Below are 18,158 nucleotides of genomic sequence, written 5' to 3' on the forward strand. Positions count from 1 at the left end.
GCCGGTGCCCCGCTCCGCGGATGAACACCGGACGACAGTGGGCTCCCGCACGCCCGCGCGGCGTCGGCGCGTGGGGGAGCCCACTGTCGTCCGGTGTTCATCCGCGGAGCGGGGCACCGGCACGTCCGGGTCGCCGTGCCGGTCCTCCGAGCAGGCGCGGCGCCGGCTACCACAGCGCCGCCCGCCCGTGCACGGGGTGGCCCCGGAGGCGCGGCTCGACTGGGATGGAGGGGAGCGGCCCGATCCGGGTGCCGCGGACGGAGGAGCCATGCCCGACCAGGACACGTTCACGAACCCCGCCACCCGGTACCCGGATGTGACTCCGCCGGTCCAGCAGCAGCCCGAGCCCGGGCTGCAGTCGCGGATGACCCCGGTGCCGGACCTCGGCGAGGAGAGCTACCGCGGCACCGGCCGACTCGCGGGCCGCCGCGCGCTCATCACGGGAGCCGACTCCGGGATCGGCGCCGCCGTGGCCATCGCCTTCGCCCGCGAGGGGGCCGACGTCGCCCTCGCCTACCTCCCGAGCGAGGAGGAGGACGCGCAGCACGTGATCGGGCTGATCCGCGCGGAGGGGCGCACCGCCGTGCCGATCCCCGGCGATCTCACGAGTGCCGAGTACTGCACGCGGCTCGTGGCGGAGGCGGTCGAGGGCCTCGGCGGGCTCGACGCGGTGGTCAACGTGGCCGGCAAGCAGATCTGGAAGGAGGACCTGCTCGACATCACCGACGAGCAGTTCGAGGCGACCTTCGCGGTCAACGTCTTCGCTCCGTTCCGGATCATCCGCGCGGCCCTCCCGCACCTGCCCGCGGGCGCCACCATCATCAACACGGCGTCGGCGGAGGCGCACAAGCCCGCCCCCGACCGCCTCGACTACGCGATGACGAAGGGCGCGATCAACAACCTCTCGAAGGGCCTGGCGCAGCAGCTCGCCGCGAAGGGCATCCGCGTGAACGTCGTGGCGCCCGGCCCGACGTGGACCGCCCTGCAGGTGAGCGGCGGCGTCGACCCCGAGAGCCTGCCCGACTTCGGCTCCAGCGAGTCGCCGATGGGCCGTGCCGCGCAGCCCGCCGAGCAGGCCCCGGCCTACGTGTTCCTGGCGTCCGCCGAGTCGAGCTTCGTCGCCGGCGAGACCCTCAACGTGAACGGCGGCATGGTCTCGCCCTGACCCGCCGCGCCGCCGCCGCTCGCTGCTGGACCGCCGAGACGCCTTGGTCCTGCTCGAGACACGGGCTCGCGTCAACCCTCTCCCGAGCGGCGGGGGGCGCGAGGTGCCATGGAGGGACCACTACGAAGGAGCACCATGAGCACCACGACCGTCCTCCCCATCGAGACCTACTCCGACGAGCAGGGCTGGCACAACCGCATCGCCCACGCCCGGGTCCCGCTGAGCCACCACGAGTCGCGCCAGGAGGCGGAGGAGGTCGGCGAGGAGATCGCCGAGCAGCGCGGCGGGGAGCACGTCGTCCTCGGCTGACGGCCGGCGCGGGGCGCGGCATGCCGTGCCCGATCGGGGAACGCGCCCGGCCCGCGGAAGGCGCCGGGCCCGCAAGTCGCGCCCGGCTCGCAGGCGCCCGCTCCGCAGACGCCCCGTCCCGCGGGTGTAGCGCCCTCGACCCCGCCCGGTCAACCTTCTCGACCTCCCGGCCCCCTCCTCCCTAGCGTGGCCCGTCGTGCTCGCTCCCGGGCGCGCGACGAGAGGACGACATGGCCACCACGAGCGACGCCCCCGCGACCGGAGAGGCCGGCGGCACCTCCTTGCGCCGCCGCATCACCGGCGCGCTGCTCTACTTCTTCATCCTCGGCGACGTCCTCGGCGCGGGCATCTACGCCCTCATGGGCACGCTCTCGGCGGAGGTCGGCGGTGCCGTCTGGATGCCCCTCCTGCTCGCGCTCGGCCTCGCGCTGCTGACCGCCGGCTCCTACGCCGAGCTGGTGACCAAGTACCCGAAGGCGGGAGGCGCGGCGGTGTTCGCGCAGCGGGCCTTCAAGCGCCCGATCGTCTCGTTCCTGGTCGGCTTCGCCATGCTCGCGGCCGGAGTGACCAGCGCGGCCGGCCTGTCGCTCGCGTTCGCCGGCGACTACCTCGGCACCTTCCTCGACGTGCCGACCGTGCCGACGGCCATCGTCTTCCTGATCCTCGTCGCGTGCCTCAATGGGCGGGGCGTCGCGGAGTCGCTGCTCAGCAACACGGTGATGACCGTGATCGAGGTCGGCGGCCTGCTGATCGTGATCGGATGCGTCGCGCTGCTCGTGGCGGGCGGAGGCGGCGACCTCGCCCGCACGGTAGAGCTCAGCTCCGAGCAGGCGCCGGCGCTGGCGGTGCTCGGCGCGGCGATCATCGCGTACTACTCCTTCGTCGGCTTCGAGACCTCGGCCAACATCGCCGAGGAGATCCGCGACCCCAGCCGCGTCTACCCGCGCGCGCTGTTCGGCTCGCTGCTGACGGCCGGTGCGGTGTACGTCCTGGTCGGCCTCGCGAGCTCGATCGCGCTGCCCGCCGACGAGCTGTCCGGATCCTCCGCCCCGCTGCTCGACGTCGTGACGGCGAGCGGAGCCGGGGTGCCGGCGTGGCTGTTCAGCCTGATCGCGCTCGTCGCGGTCGCCAACGGAGCGCTGCTGACCATGATCATGGCGAGCCGCGTCACCTACGGCATGGCGAAGGACGGCCTCCTCCCGGACGTGCTCGGCCGGGTGCTGCCGAAGCGCCGCACGCCGTGGGTGGCCATCGCGGTGACCACGCTGGCCGCATGCCTCCTGACCCTGGTCGGCGATCTGGCGACCCTCGCCGAGACCGTGGTGCTGCTCCTCCTGCTGGTGTTCATCAGCACGAACGTCTCGGTGCTCGTGCTGCGGCGCGACAAGGTCGAGCACGACCACTTCCGCGTGTGGACGGCGATCCCCGTGCTCGGCGTCGCCTCGTGCGTGCTGCTCCTCAGCCAGCAGGACCCGATCGTCTGGCTCTACGCGGGGATCCTCCTCGTGGTCGGAGTCCTCGTGCACCTGGCGACCCGCCGCTCCTCCCGCCGCACCGCCTGATCCGCTGACGGTCCCGGCGGGGCCGCCGCTCCGCCGGACCGTCCCTCCCGACCGCCGCGCGATCGGTCAAGCCCCTGGGCGGACGGCCGTCCGAGGCGTGGGATGGAGGGAACGGAAGGAGCACGAATGACCGACACACCCTCCCGCGAGGAGCTGCCGCTCCCCGACTGGAACGACATCCCGCTCGCCACGCTCGCGGAGCGCATCCGCCCGCTCGACGAGGCCGGCCTCGGCGCGCTGCTCGCCTACGAGGAGGCGCACGGGCACCGCCTGCCGGTGACGACGATCCTGCACTCGCGTCTCGAGCAGCTGCGCGGGGGAGCGGAGCCGGCAGGCAGCGTGCCGGAGTCGCTGCCCGAGGTGTCCCGCTCGTCGTCCGGATCGCCGGTCTCGCCGGCGACGTCCGGTCCGCCGATCAATCCGCCCTCGCACGGAGTGCCGACGAACCCGGCTCAGCCGCGCTGACGGCGGCGGGCGGAGTCGCGGTCGCGGCGGCTCCGCCCCCGCCGCGCGCTGCCCAGGGCCTGCCCAGCGCGCACGGGCAGACTGTCCGGAGCCGATGACGGCGACCGGACGAGGGAGCAGTACCCGGAACGCGACAAGACTGACTCGTAGGAGTTGTCATGTCCTGGATCGTCCTCATCCTCTCCGGTGTCCTCGAGGCCGTGTGGGCCACCGCCCTCGGCAAGTCGGAGGGCTTCACGCGGCTCGGCCCGTCGGTCGTCTTCGGAGTCGGCGTCGTCGCGAGCATGGCCGGCCTCGCCTACGCGATGCGCGAGCTGCCCACCGGCACCGCGTACGCGGTCTGGGTCGGGATCGGCGCTTCGCTGACCGTGCTCTACGGCATGTTCTTCGGCGGCGAGGGCTTCTCGCTCGTGCGTACGCTGCTGGTCCTCGGGATCGTCGGCTGCGTCGTCGGCCTGAGGCTCGTGCACTGACCTGGCGGCCGTCCTCTCCTCCGCGACAGGCCGCTCCCGTACGCGACACGCCGACGGAGGCGCGCCGGACTGGCATCTCGCCGAGGGTCCGAGGCCGGTGGTTGCAGGACGCCGCGCGTTCCGCCTAGGCTCGGCGCATCAGGGGAGAACGATCGTTCTACTGTTCTCCCCGCCCCCCAAGGAGGACTCATGCCCACTCGTACCGCACGCACCGCCTGGAACGGCTCGCTCGAGACCGGCGAGGGCCAGGTCGAGCTCTCGAGCTCGAAGATCGGCACCTACGACGTCTCGTTCCCCAAGCGCGCCGCCGACGACGCCAACGGCTCGACCAGCCCCGAGGAGCTCCTCGCGGCCGCCCACTCCGCCTGCTACGCGATGCAGTTCTCGGCCGTCCTCGGCCAGGCCGGCGGCACCGTCGAGGCGCTCGACGTCCGCGCCGACGTCTCGCTCGGCCCGGACTCGGCCGGCGGATTCAAGCTCACCGGCATCAAGCTCGTCGTGAGCGGCGAGGTCTCCGGCATCGACGAGGCCGCCTTCCTCAAGGCCGCCGACGAGGCCAAGGAGACCTGCCCCGTCAGCAAGGCGCTCACCGGGGTCGACATCACGCTCGACGCCACCTTCGAGGGCTGAGCCCCTCCGCACGTCCCGAGCACCCCGTCGCGCATCGCGGCGGGGTGCTCGTGCGTCCGGCGCGGCCGCGGAGCGGCCTATGGAGACCCCCGCCCCCACCGGCCGCCCGGCGCCCCCTGTCGTCAGACCGCCGCCGGCGCGTAGCGGAAGCCGGCGCCGAGGTGCTCCTCCGGCAGCCGGTCGCCGCGGCCGTGCAGCTTCTGGCGGAGGCTGCCCTCGACGTACTCTTCCGGGTACGCGCCGCGGCGGCGCAGCTCCGGCACGATGAACTCCACCACGTCCTCGAAGGTGCCGGGTGTGATCGCGTAGGCGAGGTTGAACCCGTCCACGTCGGTCTCCTCGACCCACTCCTGCAGGTGGTCGGCGACCTCCGCGGGCGAGCCGACGACGAACGGGCCGAGCCCGCCGATCACGCTGAGCTTGGCGATGTCACGGACCTTCCACTCCGAGCCGTCCTCGTTCGCCTCCTGGAAGTTGGCGACGGCCGACTGGATCGCGTTGCTCTTCACGTTGCCGATCGGCTCGTCGAGGTCGTACTGCGACAGGTCGATGCCCATCCAGCCCGACATGAAGACCAGCGCCCCCTCCTCGCTCCCGTAGGAGAGGTAGTCGCGGTGCTTCTCGTGCGCGGCCTCGCTGGTCTCGGCGGTGATGATCGTCAGCAGCGTGTAGATCTTCGCGGAGTAGCGGTCGCGGCCGGCCGCCTCGAGGGCGTCGCGGATGCGCGAGACGGTCGCCTTCAGGCCGGCCTTCGTCGAGGACGCGACGAAGATCGCCTCCGCGTTGCCCGCCGCGAAGCGGATGCCGCGCGGCGACGCTCCCGCCTGGTAGATGACGGGGGTCCGCTGCACCGACGGCTCCGAGAGGTGGATGCCGGGGACGGTGAAGTTCTTGCCGCGGTGCCCGATCTCGTGCACCTTCGCCGGGTCGGTGAACACGCCGGACTCGCGGTCGCGGACGACCGCGTCGTCCTCCCACGACCCCTCCCACAGCTTGTAGAGCACCTCGAGGTACTCGTCGGCGACGTCGTAGCGGTCGTCGTGCTCGAGCTGGTCCTCGTGGCCCATGTTGCGGGCGGCGCTGGGGAGGTAGCCGGTGACGACGTTCCAGCCCACGCGGCCTTTCGTCAGGTGGTCGAGCGTCGACATGCGCCGCGCGAACGGGTACGGGTGCTCGTAGGCGGTGCCCGCGGTGATGCCGAAGCCGAGGTGCTCGGTCGCGGCGGCCATCGCCGAGACGAGGAGGATCGGGTCGTTGACGGGGACCTGCGCGCCGTGGCGGATCGCCGCCTCGTTCGAGCCGCCGTAGACGTCGTAGGTGCCGAGCACGTCGGCGATGAAGATGCCGTCGAACGTGCCGCGCTCGAGCAGCTTCGCCAGGTCGGTCCAGTACGAGAGGTCCTTGTAGCGCCAGGACTGGTCCTGGGGGTGGCGCCACATGCCCGAGGACTGATGGGCGACGCAGTTCATGTCGAAGGCGTTGAAGCGGATCTGGCGGGTCATGGAGTCGATAGTGCCCAGAAGAGCAGCGAACGGGTACCGAGCGCGACGCACGGCGTCACAATGCGACGCCCGTCGAGGCGCCCGGCAGGTCTGGGTGGTCGGCGACGTCCTCGACGAGCTGGCCGACCTCGAGGACCGCATCGGCAGCGCGACGATCGAGAGTCGGAACGGGTGATGCGCCGGGGCGCACCGCCCCCGTCCGCCAACCGGGCGGCTCCTCCTCCTACGCCAGCTCGCGCCCCAGGAAGCGCACGTGCTCGCCGATCTGGAACGCCTCGCCGCCCTCGTGGCCGTTGAAGGGGTAGACGCGGATCTCGCGGGGTCCGGCATAGCGGTTGTAGGAGGCGTAGACGGTGGACGGCGGGCAGATGTCGTCGCGGAGCGCGACTGAGAACAGCGCGGGGGACTGCGCGTAGGGGGCGAAGGAGGTGCCGTCGAAGTACGAGAGGGTGTCGAACACGCGCGCCTCGGCGCCGCGGTGGGTGTGCAGGTACTGCACGATCTCGCCGTACGGCATCGTGTCGACCAGCCGGACGGCGTGCGGGATGTGGGAGAGGAACGGCACGTCGACGATCGCGGCGCGCGCCGACTCCGACTCGCCGAGCAGACCCAGGATCCCGGTGACGGCGAGAGCGATCCCGCCTCCCTGGCTGCCGCCCGAGACGGCCACGCGGGAGGCGTCGACCGCGGGGTGCGCGCGCAGCACGTCGAGCGCGCGGACGGCGTCGGTGAAGACGCGGCGGTAGAAGTGCTCCGCGGGCGACTCGATGCCCTGCGTCATGAAGCCGGAGACGTGCGGCCCGCTGCCCACCGGGTCGGGCGTCGCTCCGGAGCGGTGCCCGGACCCCTGGCCGCGGGTGTCCATGACCAGGTGCGCGTAGCCGGCGGCCGACATCGCGGTCCACTCCGCGAGCTGCCCGCGGCCGCCTCCGTAGCCGATGAAGGTCACGAGCCCGGGGAGGGGGCCCTCGACGCCGCGGGGGAGGATCAGCCACGCGCGGATCGGGTGGCCGCCGAAGCCGGAGTAGGTGACGTCGAAGGTGTCGAGCAGTCCGAAGCCGGCGTCGACCCGCTCGAGGCGCGGCTCGGTCGCGACGGCTCTCGCCTCGGCGATCGTGTCGCGCCAGAACTCGGCGAACCCGGCGGGCTCGGCGATCTCGGGGGCGTACTGCTCGAGGAGGTCGAGCGGGAGGTCGTACTGCGGCATCACGGACTCCTTCTCGGGCAGCGGCGCCCGAGGACCGAGGCTACTGGAGGGACGGGCCCACCTGGGTGCGGCGTGGGAGAACGCCGCAGGGCGGAATGCCGGGGCACCCTCCGCGTTCTCCTCAGCATGACGACGTACGGAATCATCGGAGCAGGCAACATCGGCAGCCAGGTCGCACGGGCGGTCATCGCCCTCGGGGACGAGGTGGTCATCGCGAACTCGCGCGGCCCCGAGACCCTCGCCGACCTCATCGCGGAGCTCGGCCCGAAGGCCCGCGCCGCCACGGCACAGGAGGCGGCCGAGGCCGCCGAGATCGCCGTGGTGACGGTGCCGCTGAAGAACCTCGAGGAGGTGCCGGTCGCCCCGCTCGCCGGCAAGATCGTCCTCGACACGAACAACTACTACTTCGAGCGCGACGGCCGCATCGAGGCGCTCGACAAGGGCGAGACCACGACCAGCGAGATGCTCCAGCAGCACCTCCCGGAGTCGAAGGTCGTCAAGGCGTTCAACCACATCATGGCCGCCGACATCACCACCGACGGCACCCCGGCCGGCACGCCCGACCGCCGCGCTCTCGCGACGTCGAGCGACTACCCCGAGGCGATCCACTTCGTGACCGACCTCTACGACCGGATCGGCTTCGACACCGTCGCGATCACGCCGCTGAGCGAGTCGTGGCGCGTCGAGCGCGACCGCCCCGCCTACGTGGTGCGGCAGAACCGCGAGGAGCTCGAGGCCAACCTCGCGAAGGCCCCCCGCACGGTCTGATCCAGTCTCTCGGAGGGGAGCGGTGCTGCGGCGCCGCTCCCCTTCTGCATGTCCGGACGGCCTCCGGAGGCGCGCCCGGGACGGCCCCCTCGGCGCTCGCCGCCGCCGGGCCTGCGATAGTCGAGAGGACCAGCCACGCACCAGAGAGCCCCGATCGGGCTCCGAGAGGAGAGGCCTGCCATGCCCTCGACACCCCGTTCCGTTCCGTCCCGCTCCGGGCTCTCGCGCCGCAGCGTCGTGATCGGCGGTCTCGCGGTGCTCCCGCTGCTCAGCGCCTGCACGCCCGACTCCTCCGCTCCGGACGACGCCCGGCAGGAGGCGCCCCGCACCCGCACCGCGGTTCCGAGCGGGCCGGTGGCGCTCGCCCCGGACGCGCTCGCCGCGAGCGCGGCCCTGTTCGCCGCGGCTCCGCTGGTCGTCCTGGTCGAGGACGTCGCCGAGTCGCGCCTGCGCGCCGCCCAGGTGAGCATCGCCTGGGGCGTGCCGCTGCTGGTCGGCTCGGCGGGATCCGGAGCGACGGCCGCCCCGACCGCGGACGCCCCGACCGCGGACGCCGCGGCCGCGGGATCCACGGCTTCCAAGACGCCGTCCGATTCGGCGATCCCGTCCGACTCCGCGACCGGATCCGCCACCCCGTCCGTCGCTCCGTCCTCCACCGCTCCGACCTCCGACGCCCTCGCCGCCGAGTTCGCCCGCCTCGGCGTGACCCGCGTGCTCGCGATCGGCGACGTCACCGCGCCCGAGGGCGTCGACGTCGTCGCCTCCGCCTCCGACGCGGCCGCCCTCAGCACTGCGTCCGGCCTGACCGTGACCGACCTGGCGCTCGCCGACCTCGCCGCCGCCGCGCCGTCCACCGCCTCCGACGCTCCCTTCGGCGCCCTCCCGGCCCGAGCCGACGCCCTGACCGGCCTGCACGCCCTCGCCCGCGCGCAGGACGCCGACGTCGCCGCACTGGCGACCGCCCGCGCGGCCGGCGTGCCCGTCACCGTGGTCGACGGCGACGACCTGCTCGCCTCGGGCCTAGCCGTGACCGCGATCGCCGAGGCCGACGCCTCCTGCACGCTGCTGCTCGGCCCCGTGCTCGCCGCCCAGCCCGAGCCCGAGTGGGCCGTGCGCGCGGCCGCGAGCGGCTGGCAGCTGCCGGGCGGCGGCCAGCGGATGTTCGGCGGGCACCTCTTCGTCGCGATCTACGGCACTCCGGGCGCTCCCGTCCTCGGCGTGCTGGGGGAGCAGGGCCTCGAGCCCACGATCGCGCGGGCGGAGGCGGTGGCCGAGCCGTACCGGGCGCTCACCGACAAGCAGGTCGTGCCGAGCCTCGAGATCATCACCACGGTCGCGGCGGGCGACCCCGGCAAGGACGGCGACTACTCCAACGAGCTCGACGCCGCCGACATCCGCCCCTACATCGACGCGGCGCAGGCGGCGGGGATGTACGTGGTGCTCGACCTGCAGTCGGGGCTGACCGACTTCCTCACCCAGGCCAAGCAGTACGCGGACCTGCTGACGCTGCCCAACGTCGGCCTCGCGCTCGACCCGGAGTGGCGCCTGCTGCCCGGCCAGAAGCCGCTGGAGCAGATCGGGCGCGTCTCGGCCGCCGAGGTCGACAGCGTGTCGGAGTGGCTGGCCGACCTGGTGCAGAGCGAGGGGCTGCCGCCGAAGATGTTCGTGCTGCACCAGTTCCGGCTGTCGATGCTGCAGGACCGCGACAGCATCCGCCGTGACCGGCCCGAGCTGGAGTTCCTCATCCACGTCGACGGCCAGGGCTCGCAGCCCGACAAGCAGGCGACCTGGGACGCGCTGCACGAGGGCGCCCCCGAGGGCATCGGCTGGGGCTGGAAGAACTTCTACGACGAGGACGCGCCCATGCTCACCCCCGCCGAGACCATGGCCGAGGTCCGCCCCCTCCCCGACCTCGTCACCTACCAGTAGGCGGATCCCGAGGGCGGGCGTCAGCGGCGCAGGAGCTCGCCGGAGACGACGCCCGCCTCGACCTCCTCGAGGGCACGGCCGCGGGTCTCGGGCACGCGCTTCCAGATGAAGACGAGCGCGAGCAGACCGACGGCGCCGAACAGGAAGAACGTGCCGGTGATGCCGACCCCGGAGACGAGGGTGGGGAAGAACAGGCCGAGCACCGCGTTCGTGATCCAGTGGCAGAAGATCGCGATGCCGACGCCGACTCCGCGGATCCGCAGCGGGAAGATCTCGGACAGCATCACCCAGGTGACGATGTTGAGGAACGTCTGCATGCTCCCCACGAACGCGACGACCAGCACCAGGATCACGTACGGCCGCGCCGGGTTCCCCACGGGGAGCGCGACGGAGGCGATGCCGATCAGGAAGTGCATCGCGGTGGTCAGGGAGTAGCCGAGCAGGAGGGTCGTGCGGCGGTTCATCGTCTGCATGAGCCGCAGCCCGATCAGGCCGCCGATCACGGCGATCGCCCCGGGTGCGATGTTGGCGACGAGCGCGCCGTCGTGGTCGAAGCCCGCCTCCTTCAGCACCGACTGGCCGTAGTACATGATCGAGTTGATGCCGGTGAGCTGCTGGGCGACTCCGATCCCGATGCCGACCAGCAGGATGCGCACCGCCCAGCGCTCGCGCAGCGCCTGCAGCAGGGGGATCCTCGGGCCGTCCTTCGCGCCGATCGAGCGGGCGATGGTCTCCGCCTCCGCATGGGCCCGGTCGGGCGTCCGGATGGTCGTGAGCACGTCGAGCGCCTCGTCGCGGCGGCCGTGCGCGATCAGCCAGCGCGGCGACTCCGGGACCCGGGTCATGCCGAGCAGGAGCGCGGCGGCGGGGAGCGCGGCGACGGCGAGCATGATCCGCCAGACGCCGGGCAGCTCGCCCCAGACGGTGCCGATGACGGCGTTGGCCACGAAGGCGGCGAGCTGGCCGATCACGATCATCAGCTCGTTGCGGCCGGCGAGCGAGCCGCGGATCTCGGAGGGGGAGATCTCGGAGAGGTAGATCGGCACGACCACCGAGGCGCCGCCGACGGCCAGTCCGAGGACCGCCCGCCCGAGGACCATCACGCCGAAGCCCGGCGCCACCACGCAGACCAGGGCGCCGACGAGGAAGAGCACGGCGAGCAGGCGGATCGTGGTCCGCCTCCCGAGGGCGTCGGCGAGGCGTCCGCCCGAGATCGCGCCGATCGCGGCGGCGAAGAGGAGCGAGCTGGTGACGACCCCCTCGGTCAGCGCGGTGAGGCCCAGCTCGGCCGACATCGGCTCGAGGGCGCCGTTGATGACGCCGGTGTCGTAGCCGAAGAGGAGGCCGCCGAGGGTCGCGATGAGCGCGATGAGGCCGAGACGCCGAGTCGGCGCCTCCAGGGAGGTGGTGGTCATCCGCTCACTCTGACGCATGGCCGCGCGGTGAGCGAACCCTGGACCGTCGGGGGAACCCGGTGTAGCGGGTCCCCTCGACGGCCCGGGGCCCCTCGGCGGCAGGGAGGGGGGAGGGAGCGTGCGGAGGGGGTGCTCAGGAGGAGACGCGCGCGCCCTCGCGCAGGCCCTCCTCCTTGGCCTGCTGCACCAGGGCGGCGATGCGGCGGCGCGAGCGCGAGCGCCCGGCGAGCAGCGCCGCGAGGATGAGGGCGACCCCGAGGATCACGAGCAGCTGCGGGACCGGCACGGCGGCGACCGTGATCGACTCCGTCACGGGAGCGGTGGCGACCGGCTCCTGATCGGCGGCGGCGACGGTCGGTGCGATGGTCAGGTCGGCGCCGACCCCGAAGAGGGGCCAGATGCCGTCGAGCTGCACCGAGACGCTGCGCCGGTCGCCGGGCAGCAGCTCCTGCTGGGGCGCGTCGGCCGCGACGACGGGGGCGGTGGCGCCCTGGGCGCTCGCCGTGCCGTCGAGCAGCAGGCGCACGTTGCCGGTGTTCACCACGTCGGCGACGAGCGAGAGGGAGCCGGGCTGGAACGGGTTCCAGGAGAGGCGGTAGTCGCTGGCCAGGTCCTCGACGGAGAAGGAGGGGGTCACCTCGCCGGTCACGCGGGTCATCACGCGGAAGCCGATGCGGCTCTCCACTCCGACGTTCGCGCCTCCCGCCTCGGTGCCCTGCGAGAGCACGGAGGCGGCGATGCCGGCGGCGTGGTCGCCGGGGGTGGCGTTGTCGGGGACCGTCACGGTGAACGGCACCACGCCGCTGCTGCCCGGATCGACGGTCACGGTCTCGGGGGCGGAGATCCACAGCCCGGCGTCGACCGACTCCTGGTCGGAGTTGAGCATGTTGAAGCGGCCGGTGTCGGTGAAGTAGCCGTCGGCGCTGGTGATGCTGAAGGTCACGGGCTGGTCGCTGAGGTTCCGCACGACCGCCTCGTCCGAGGCGCTCGCGCCGGGGGCGAGCTCGAGCTCGACCCACGCGCGCTTGTCGGGGACGCCGTCGGTGGAGGGGCTGACCGCCCAGGTGATCGCTCCGTCGGCCGCGACGGCCGCCGGAGCGACCCCCACGCCGAGGAGGGCGACGACCAGCGCGAGCAGCGCGGGGAGGAGCGGGCGGCGGGGAGCGGCGGAGCGGCGCGGAGCAGTCATCAGAACCTCATGGTCGCACGGGGGAAGCACGACGCGGCCGGGCGGGCGGGCCCGGCCGCGTCGGCCGTGGTGGGATCGCGGCCGAGGGAGTGCGTCCCCCGGCCGCGACGGGTCACTCGAAGAGCGACAGGGTGATGGTGGACGAGTACGCGCCGGCGTCCACGTTCACGGGGGTGCGGAGGAAGAGGTCGGCGTCGGCGCTCCAGGAGCCCTCGGGGTTGACCTGCTGGGAGTTGCTGGCGACGATCGCGAGCAGCTCCTCGTTCTTCAGGCCCAGGCCGTTGGCGCCGCCGTCGATGGCGGTGTCGACGACCTGGCCCGCGGCGACCTCGCCGAGCTCGCCGCCGTCGACGAGAGCCGGGGCCCAGCCCAGGTTCTCGGCGCCGATGATGGAGCCGTCGGCCGAGGTGAAGTCGTCGGCGGTGCCGAGGACGTACCAGGCGGAGTCGGGGGAGACGTCCTCGGCGTCACGGGTGTCGGTGACCGTGACGGTCGGCAGGGTGCCGGTGAACTGGCGGCGGACGTTGTCCGAGCCGTCCTCGGCCAGGGTCGTCGAGTCGCCGGCGACGGTCATCGAGAGGGCGCCGGTCCCGGGGAGGTCGGCGATGTCGACGTTGACGTCGACGTCGTCGCTGCCGTAGTTGGTGTCGGCGGCGAAGGCCGTTCCGGCGACTCCGAGCAGGAGGACGCCTCCGGCCAGTCCGGCGGCTCCGCGGATCAGAAGGGATCGGGTGTTCATGTCGGGTGTTCTCCGTTCTCCGGCCGGCGTCGTCGCCGGCTCGATCTCAGTGGGTGTGGGTCGTGCCCGCGGGTCAGCTGCAGCTTGCCGCGGAGTAGGGGGCGGTCGTGGAGGCCGTGGCCGGCTTCCCGTTGACGAACGCGGTCGCCGTGGCGGTCGCGGATCCGTCGGTCACGCTCGTCGCCCGGGTGGTGAAGGCGGCCGAGACGGTGGCGCCGGGAGCGACGTCGGCGAAGCTCTTGGAGCCCCACGTCGTGCCGATCACGATCTTCGCAGCGAAGGCGTTCGGGTTCGTGACGGTCGCGGTGACGACGATCTTCCCGGCGACGCAGCGCGTCGTGGAGGTCGTGGTCACGGCGATCGCGGGTGTCGAGTCGGTCACGGGGCCGACGGAGGCGGAGGCCGTCGCCGGCGTCCACTGCGGCTTCGCGGCGGTCACGGCCACCGAGATCGTCGCTCCGCGATCGGCGGCGGTGAGCGTGTAGCTCGACGCCGTCGCCCCGCTGATCGCGGTCCCGCCGCGCTTCCACTGGAAGCCGGTCGCCGTCCACGGGGAGGAGGCGGAGGCGGTCAGCGTGCTGCCCACCGTCGCCTTCCCCGTGATCGAGGCTGCGAGCGGCGCGGTGTCGACGATCGTCTGCGCGGCGACGCTGGTGAGGGTCGGGACGACCTTCTGCATGAGCCCGGTCGTCTTGTCGAAGGTCACCCGGTCGATCGTCGTCTCGCGGTGCTGGCCGTCTCCGCCGGGGATGGCGAAGCGGTGGTAGGCGATGTACCAGTCGTCCGTGCCGGGCACGTTGACGATCGAGTTGTGGCCCGTGGCGAGGATGCCCTGCGAGGTGTCCTTCTCGAGGACCACGCCGCGGTAGGTCCACGGTCCGTCGACGCTCGTCGAGGTGGCGTAGCCGACCTTGTAGTTCTCCGAGCCGGTGTCGTCGATCGAGTAGGTGAGGTGGTACAGACCGTCACGGTAGTTCAGGAACGCACCCTCGCGGAAGTCGGTCAGGCCGCTGATCTTCTTGATCGTGCCGGTCTTGATCGAGAGCATGTCGTCGGACAGCTCCCCGTAGAGCGGGTCGCCGTTGCCCCAGAAGAGGTAGCTCTTGCCGGTCTTCGGGTCGGTGAACGCGGCGGGGTCGATCGCCTGGCCGGACCGCACGGACTCGCCGTTGGTGATCATCGCGGTCGGCTGCGCCGTGAACGGGCCCATCGGGCTGTCCGAGACGGCGACTCCGATCGTCTTGCGGTTCAGCGAGGAGTTCTCGCCGGAGAAGTAGAAGTAGTACTTCCCGTTCTTCTCGATGATCGTCGGCGCCCAGGCGTTGCCGGTCGCCCACGGCACGTTGCCGTTCGCGCCGTCGAGCGTCAGGAAGGGCTGCTCCGAGCGGGTCCAGTCGATGAGGTTCTTCGAGGACCAGGCGTAGAAGGTCTTGCCGCCCCAGCCGGCGAAGCCGTCCGAGGTCGCGTACAGGTAGTAGGTGTCGCCGAAGACCGCGATGTTCGGGTCGGCGTTCAGGCCTGCGAGGACCGGGGACTTCATGACGACGGCCTTCAGGGTCCAGGTGGTCGCGGTGCCGCCGGCGGCGGGCGTGAGCACGACCGTCTGCGGGGTGGAGAGGTCGCGGACGGTGCCGGAGGCGGGGCTCGCCGTGACGCCGGCCGCGGTGGAGAAGGTCGGGGTGAGCTTCGTCAGGTCGGTCCCCGGCTTCACCGGGAAGGTGACCGTCCTGCTCGCCGAGTCGACGATCGGGGCCGTCTTCAGGACGTCGCCGCTGAGCGACAGGTCGACCAGGGCCGACGTGTTGCCGGAGGCGGTGAGCACCTCGGAGGCGCTGAGGGCCCGGTTGTAGACCGAGAACTCGCGGATCTGGCCGCGGAAGCGGTTGTCGGCGTCGTAGTTCGAGCGCCCGATGTAGTTCGCCGAGGTGGAGCCGCCGCCGATGTCCTTCGGGTCGGTCGTGACGGTGCCGCTGGCGACCTTCACTCCGTCGAGGTAGATCGTGCCGGTGGTGCCGGAGAGCGTGTACGTCAGGTGCGCCCAGGTGCCGCGGGGGAGGGCCGAGCCGCCGGCGACGGTCTGCTCGGTGGTGTAGTTCCCGGTCGCGATGCTGGTGCGGTAGTTGTTGCCCGAGGTGAAGAGGTAGCCGTCGCCGGCGCCGTTCGTGGTGTTGCCCAGGCCGTAGAGGAAGTAGGCGCCGCCCTGCGCGGGGTCGATCCAGACGTCGGACTGGATGGTGAGGTCCGTCACTCCGGCGAGCAGGTCGTTCGGCAGCTTGACGTAGTCGTCGGTGCCGTCGAGCTGCAGGGCGCCGTCCTTCCAGGTGCCACCCGAGGGCAGCGTGCCGTTCTGGTTGTTGCCCGAGCTGTCGCGCACCGTGGTGCCCGAGCCGCCGTCGAAGGTGTAGCGGAGGATCTCGCCGGCCGCGTTGACCGGCTTCGCGGCGGGGCCGGTGCTGCTGGTGCCGTAGGCGGCCGTCAGGCGCGCCTCTTCAGCGCTCGAGAGGCGGAGCACCGAGCCGTGGCGGAAGGGCTTCGAGAACGAGTACGTGTTCGCGCCGGTGGTGCCGACAGGAAGCGCCGTGAACCGCATGTCCGCGAGGGTGTCGGTGACGTAGGCGGAGTAGCCGAACGAGTCGCCCATGACGACCCAGCGGCCGTCGGGCAGCTGGTAGACGGTGAGGCCCTCGAGGTGGTCGGAGAGGCCGCGGGACTTCTCCTCGCCGAAGCCGATCACGCGGGTCCAGGGGCCGGCGAGACTCGGGGCCTTGTCGACGACCGTGCGCCAGTCGGCGGTGGAGAAGCGGTAGTACGTGTCCCCCTCCTTCGCGATGGTCGTGTCGATGATGCTGCCGCGGCTCCCGCCGCCGGCGGCGGGGTTCTCGTCCAGCCAGACCTTCGGGGTGGAGAAGCCGACGAAGTCGCGCGTGGTCGAGACGTAGACGCGCTGGGCGGAGGCCCCGCCGGTCAGCGTCTTGTCGCGGGCGGCCCAGTAGACGTAGTACTGGCCGGTCGCGTCGTCCCAGATCGCCTCAGGAGCCCAGACGTTGCCCGCGTCGGGGAAGCCGGCGAAGACGATGCTCTGATCGCTCCAGTTCACGAGGTCCGTCGAGCGCCAGACGACGAGGTTCTTGCTCGCGTTGGTCTGGTCCCAGGTGCCGCCGGGAGCGGTGCCCTCGGCGTGCAGGTCGGTGCCGATGATCCAGTACTCGTCGCCGGTGGGGGAGCGCACGAGGTGCGGATCGCGGACGCCGAGGGTGCCGCCGAGGTTGGCGAGCACGGCCTTGTCGTTGTTGAGCTTCGACCAGTGCAGACCGTCGGTGCTGGAGCCGAAGTAGATCTTCTCGTAGTCGGTCGAGGCGAAGTGGGTCCAGAGGTAGCCCGCGTCGTACTCGGTGTCGAGGTCCGCGGGAGCCGCGGTCACCGTGACGGGCAGCTGCCGGGTCGCGGTCGTGCCGGCGATCGTCGCGGTGAGTGTGACGGGCGTGGCGGCGGACCGGCGCTTCACGACTCCGGTCGTGCTGAGCACGGCCGTGTTCGAGGAGGACCAGGCGACGTCGTAGGAGCCGGCCTTCGCGGGCAGCGTCACGTTGCCGCGGACGTCGCCGGAGTTGACGATCGAGAGGGCGTCGAGCGCCTTCTGGGCGTCGGCGTTCACGTCCTTGGCGGGCACGGTGGCGGTGAAGGTGCGGGTGGCCGTGGCCGAGCCGCGGGTGGTCGTGGCGGTCAGCTCGACCGAGGCGACCCCGGTCGCGGGCGGCGTGACGACTCCGCTGGTCGAGACGACCGCGGAGTTGCTCGAGGCCCAGGCGATGGCGGAGCCGTTGGGGCCGGTCGTCGGGAGGGTGAGGTTCGCGGAGACCGAGGAGAGGCTCCCGAGGTCCAGGGCGGCGGAGTCGCGGGAGACGCGCGTGCTGTCCGGGGCCTGGAGGGTCGCGACGTCGGCCGCGCTGAGCGCCGTGCTGTAGACGCGGAAGTCGCGGACCGAGCCGGCGAGGGTCTTGTCCGCCGTGTAGACGGAGCGGCCGATAGCGTTCGCGGTGGTGGTGCCGTTGCCGATCGCGGCGGGAGTGATGGTCACTCCTGTCTGCTGCGCGACCTGGGTGCCGTCGAGGTAGAGGCGTGCGGTGTCGCTCGCGTCGTCGAGCGTGTAGGTGAGGGTCTTCCAGACGCTGCGCGCGAGGTTCGCGTTGGAGTTGACGGTCTGCTCGGTGGTCCAGTTGCCGGTGGCGATCGAGGCCTTGTAGCCGTTGCCCGTCGTGTAGAGGTAGCCGTTCCCGGCGCCGTTCGTCGTGTTGCCGAGGCCCCAGATGAAGTAGGGCGTGCCCTGGTTCGCGTTCACCAGGACCTCGGTGCTGACCGTGATCGAGTTCAGGCCCGCGAGCAGGTCGTCGGGCAGCTTGACGTAATCGTCGGTCCCGTCGAGGGCGACGCCCGCGGCTCCGCGAGGAGCGGCTCCGTTGACGAGCGTGCCGGTGCGGCCCTTGCCCGAGCTGTCGGCGACGGTCGTGCCGCTCGTCTCGTCGAGCGCGTAGCGCAGGACGAGGCTGTCGGAGGGAGCTGCGCTCGCCGACTGGGCCGTCAGAAGGGGGACGGTGAGGGCCACGGCCGTCACGAGGACGAGTGGTCGCAGGAAAGGCTTCATCGCGCTTTGCTCCAGGGTCGGCACCATTGCTGAGGGGAGGGAGTGTGCCGGCTTCGTACGCGGCAATGTTCACGGTAACACTATGTTGACGACAACGTGAAGAGCCTAACCGGATCATTTCCCGACACTCCAGAGGAGAGGCGAACCGGTTCGACGAATCCCG

At 72.1% G+C, this 18,158-nt stretch carries 15 protein-coding genes and 1 riboswitch; of the genes, 9 read left to right on the plus strand and 6 right to left on the minus strand.

Translation table 11 applies throughout. The features are described 5' to 3' along the window. Positions 1–268: 268 nt before the first annotated feature. The 6 genes from C5B95_RS13820 (at position 269) to C5B95_RS13845 (ending at position 4,604) form a co-directional block, all read left to right on the plus strand. Positions 269–1,165 (plus strand): SDR family oxidoreductase, encoded by an 897-nt coding sequence (locus C5B95_RS13820; RefSeq protein WP_104349424.1) that lies wholly within the window; start codon positions 269–271, stop codon positions 1,163–1,165. A gap of 135 nt (positions 1,166–1,300) precedes the next feature. Beyond that, the gene (locus C5B95_RS13825) at positions 1,301–1,474 is read left to right on the plus strand and encodes a DUF2188 domain-containing protein (protein ID WP_159940661.1); all 174 of its coding nucleotides are present in this window, start codon (positions 1,301–1,303) and stop codon (positions 1,472–1,474) included. Positions 1,475–1,704: 230 nt separating this feature from the next. Next, positions 1,705–3,036, plus strand: a complete 1,332-nt coding sequence (locus C5B95_RS13830; RefSeq protein ID WP_104349425.1) for an APC family permease — start codon at positions 1,705–1,707, stop codon at positions 3,034–3,036. 126 nt (positions 3,037–3,162) lie between these two features. Further along, positions 3,163–3,501 (plus strand): hypothetical protein, encoded by a 339-nt coding sequence (locus tag C5B95_RS13835; RefSeq protein ID WP_104349426.1) that lies wholly within the window; start codon positions 3,163–3,165, stop codon positions 3,499–3,501. Between the two features lie 85 nt (positions 3,502–3,586). Beyond that, positions 3,587–3,650, plus strand: a riboswitch (guanidine-III (ykkC-III) riboswitch). 9 nt (positions 3,651–3,659) lie between these two features. Then, positions 3,660–3,974 (plus strand): multidrug efflux SMR transporter, encoded by a 315-nt coding sequence (locus C5B95_RS13840; RefSeq protein ID WP_104349427.1) that lies wholly within the window; start codon positions 3,660–3,662, stop codon positions 3,972–3,974. A 189-nt stretch (positions 3,975–4,163) separates the two neighbouring features. After that, positions 4,164–4,604: an OsmC family peroxiredoxin gene (locus C5B95_RS13845; RefSeq protein WP_104247811.1), complete on the plus strand. Its 441-nt coding sequence runs from the start codon at positions 4,164–4,166 to the stop codon at positions 4,602–4,604. 122 nt (positions 4,605–4,726) lie between these two features. Here C5B95_RS13845 and C5B95_RS13850 read toward each other — a convergent pair whose 3' ends face one another. Next, a complete protein-coding gene (locus C5B95_RS13850; RefSeq protein WP_104247810.1) occupies positions 4,727–6,106 on the minus strand; it encodes an LLM class flavin-dependent oxidoreductase in 1,380 nt (459 codons plus the stop codon). 10 nt (positions 6,107–6,116) lie between these two features. Here C5B95_RS13850 and C5B95_RS17600 point away from each other — a divergent pair, with 10 nt between their 5' ends. Then, the gene (locus tag C5B95_RS17600) at positions 6,117–6,281 is read left to right on the plus strand and encodes a hypothetical protein (RefSeq protein ID WP_181068086.1); all 165 of its coding nucleotides are present in this window, start codon (positions 6,117–6,119) and stop codon (positions 6,279–6,281) included. A gap of 48 nt (positions 6,282–6,329) precedes the next feature. On the opposite strand, the gene C5B95_RS13855 is transcribed toward C5B95_RS17600, so the two are convergent. Further along, positions 6,330–7,313: an acetylxylan esterase gene (locus C5B95_RS13855; RefSeq protein ID WP_104222380.1), complete on the minus strand. Its 984-nt coding sequence runs from the start codon at positions 7,311–7,313 to the stop codon at positions 6,330–6,332. 126 nt (positions 7,314–7,439) lie between these two features. On the opposite strand from C5B95_RS13855, the gene C5B95_RS13860 reads away from it, so the two are divergent. Then, the gene (locus tag C5B95_RS13860) at positions 7,440–8,081 is read left to right on the plus strand and encodes an NADPH-dependent F420 reductase (protein ID WP_104227021.1); all 642 of its coding nucleotides are present in this window, start codon (positions 7,440–7,442) and stop codon (positions 8,079–8,081) included. Between the two features lie 180 nt (positions 8,082–8,261). After that, positions 8,262–10,010, plus strand: coding sequence for a hypothetical protein (locus C5B95_RS13865; protein WP_104349428.1), 1,749 nt, complete (start codon positions 8,262–8,264; stop codon positions 10,008–10,010). Between the two features lie 20 nt (positions 10,011–10,030). On the opposite strand, the gene C5B95_RS13870 is transcribed toward C5B95_RS13865, so the two are convergent. The 4 genes from C5B95_RS13870 to C5B95_RS13885 all read right to left on the minus strand — a co-directional run bounded on the left by C5B95_RS13870 (position 10,031) and on the right by C5B95_RS13885 (position 17,995). Continuing rightward, a complete protein-coding gene (locus C5B95_RS13870; RefSeq protein ID WP_258060020.1) occupies positions 10,031–11,425 on the minus strand; it encodes a sugar porter family MFS transporter in 1,395 nt (464 codons plus the stop codon). Between the two features lie 133 nt (positions 11,426–11,558). Then, positions 11,559–12,614: a WxL protein peptidoglycan domain-containing protein gene (locus C5B95_RS13875; protein ID WP_104234333.1), complete on the minus strand. Its 1,056-nt coding sequence runs from the start codon at positions 12,612–12,614 to the stop codon at positions 11,559–11,561. 112 nt (positions 12,615–12,726) lie between these two features. Beyond that, a complete protein-coding gene (locus C5B95_RS13880) occupies positions 12,727–13,353 on the minus strand; it encodes a hypothetical protein (RefSeq protein ID WP_104349429.1) in 627 nt (208 codons plus the stop codon). A 73-nt stretch (positions 13,354–13,426) separates the two neighbouring features. After that, positions 13,427–17,995 carry a family 43 glycosylhydrolase gene (locus C5B95_RS13885; RefSeq protein ID WP_181068087.1) on the minus strand — a complete coding sequence of 1,523 codons (4,569 nt, stop codon included), beginning with the start codon at positions 17,993–17,995 and terminating at the stop codon, positions 13,427–13,429. Positions 17,996–18,158: the final 163 nt, after the last annotated feature.

The sequence above is a fragment of the Rathayibacter sp. AY1A7 genome, from assembly GCF_002930845.1.
Lineage (GTDB): Bacteria > Actinomycetota > Actinomycetes > Actinomycetales > Microbacteriaceae > Rathayibacter.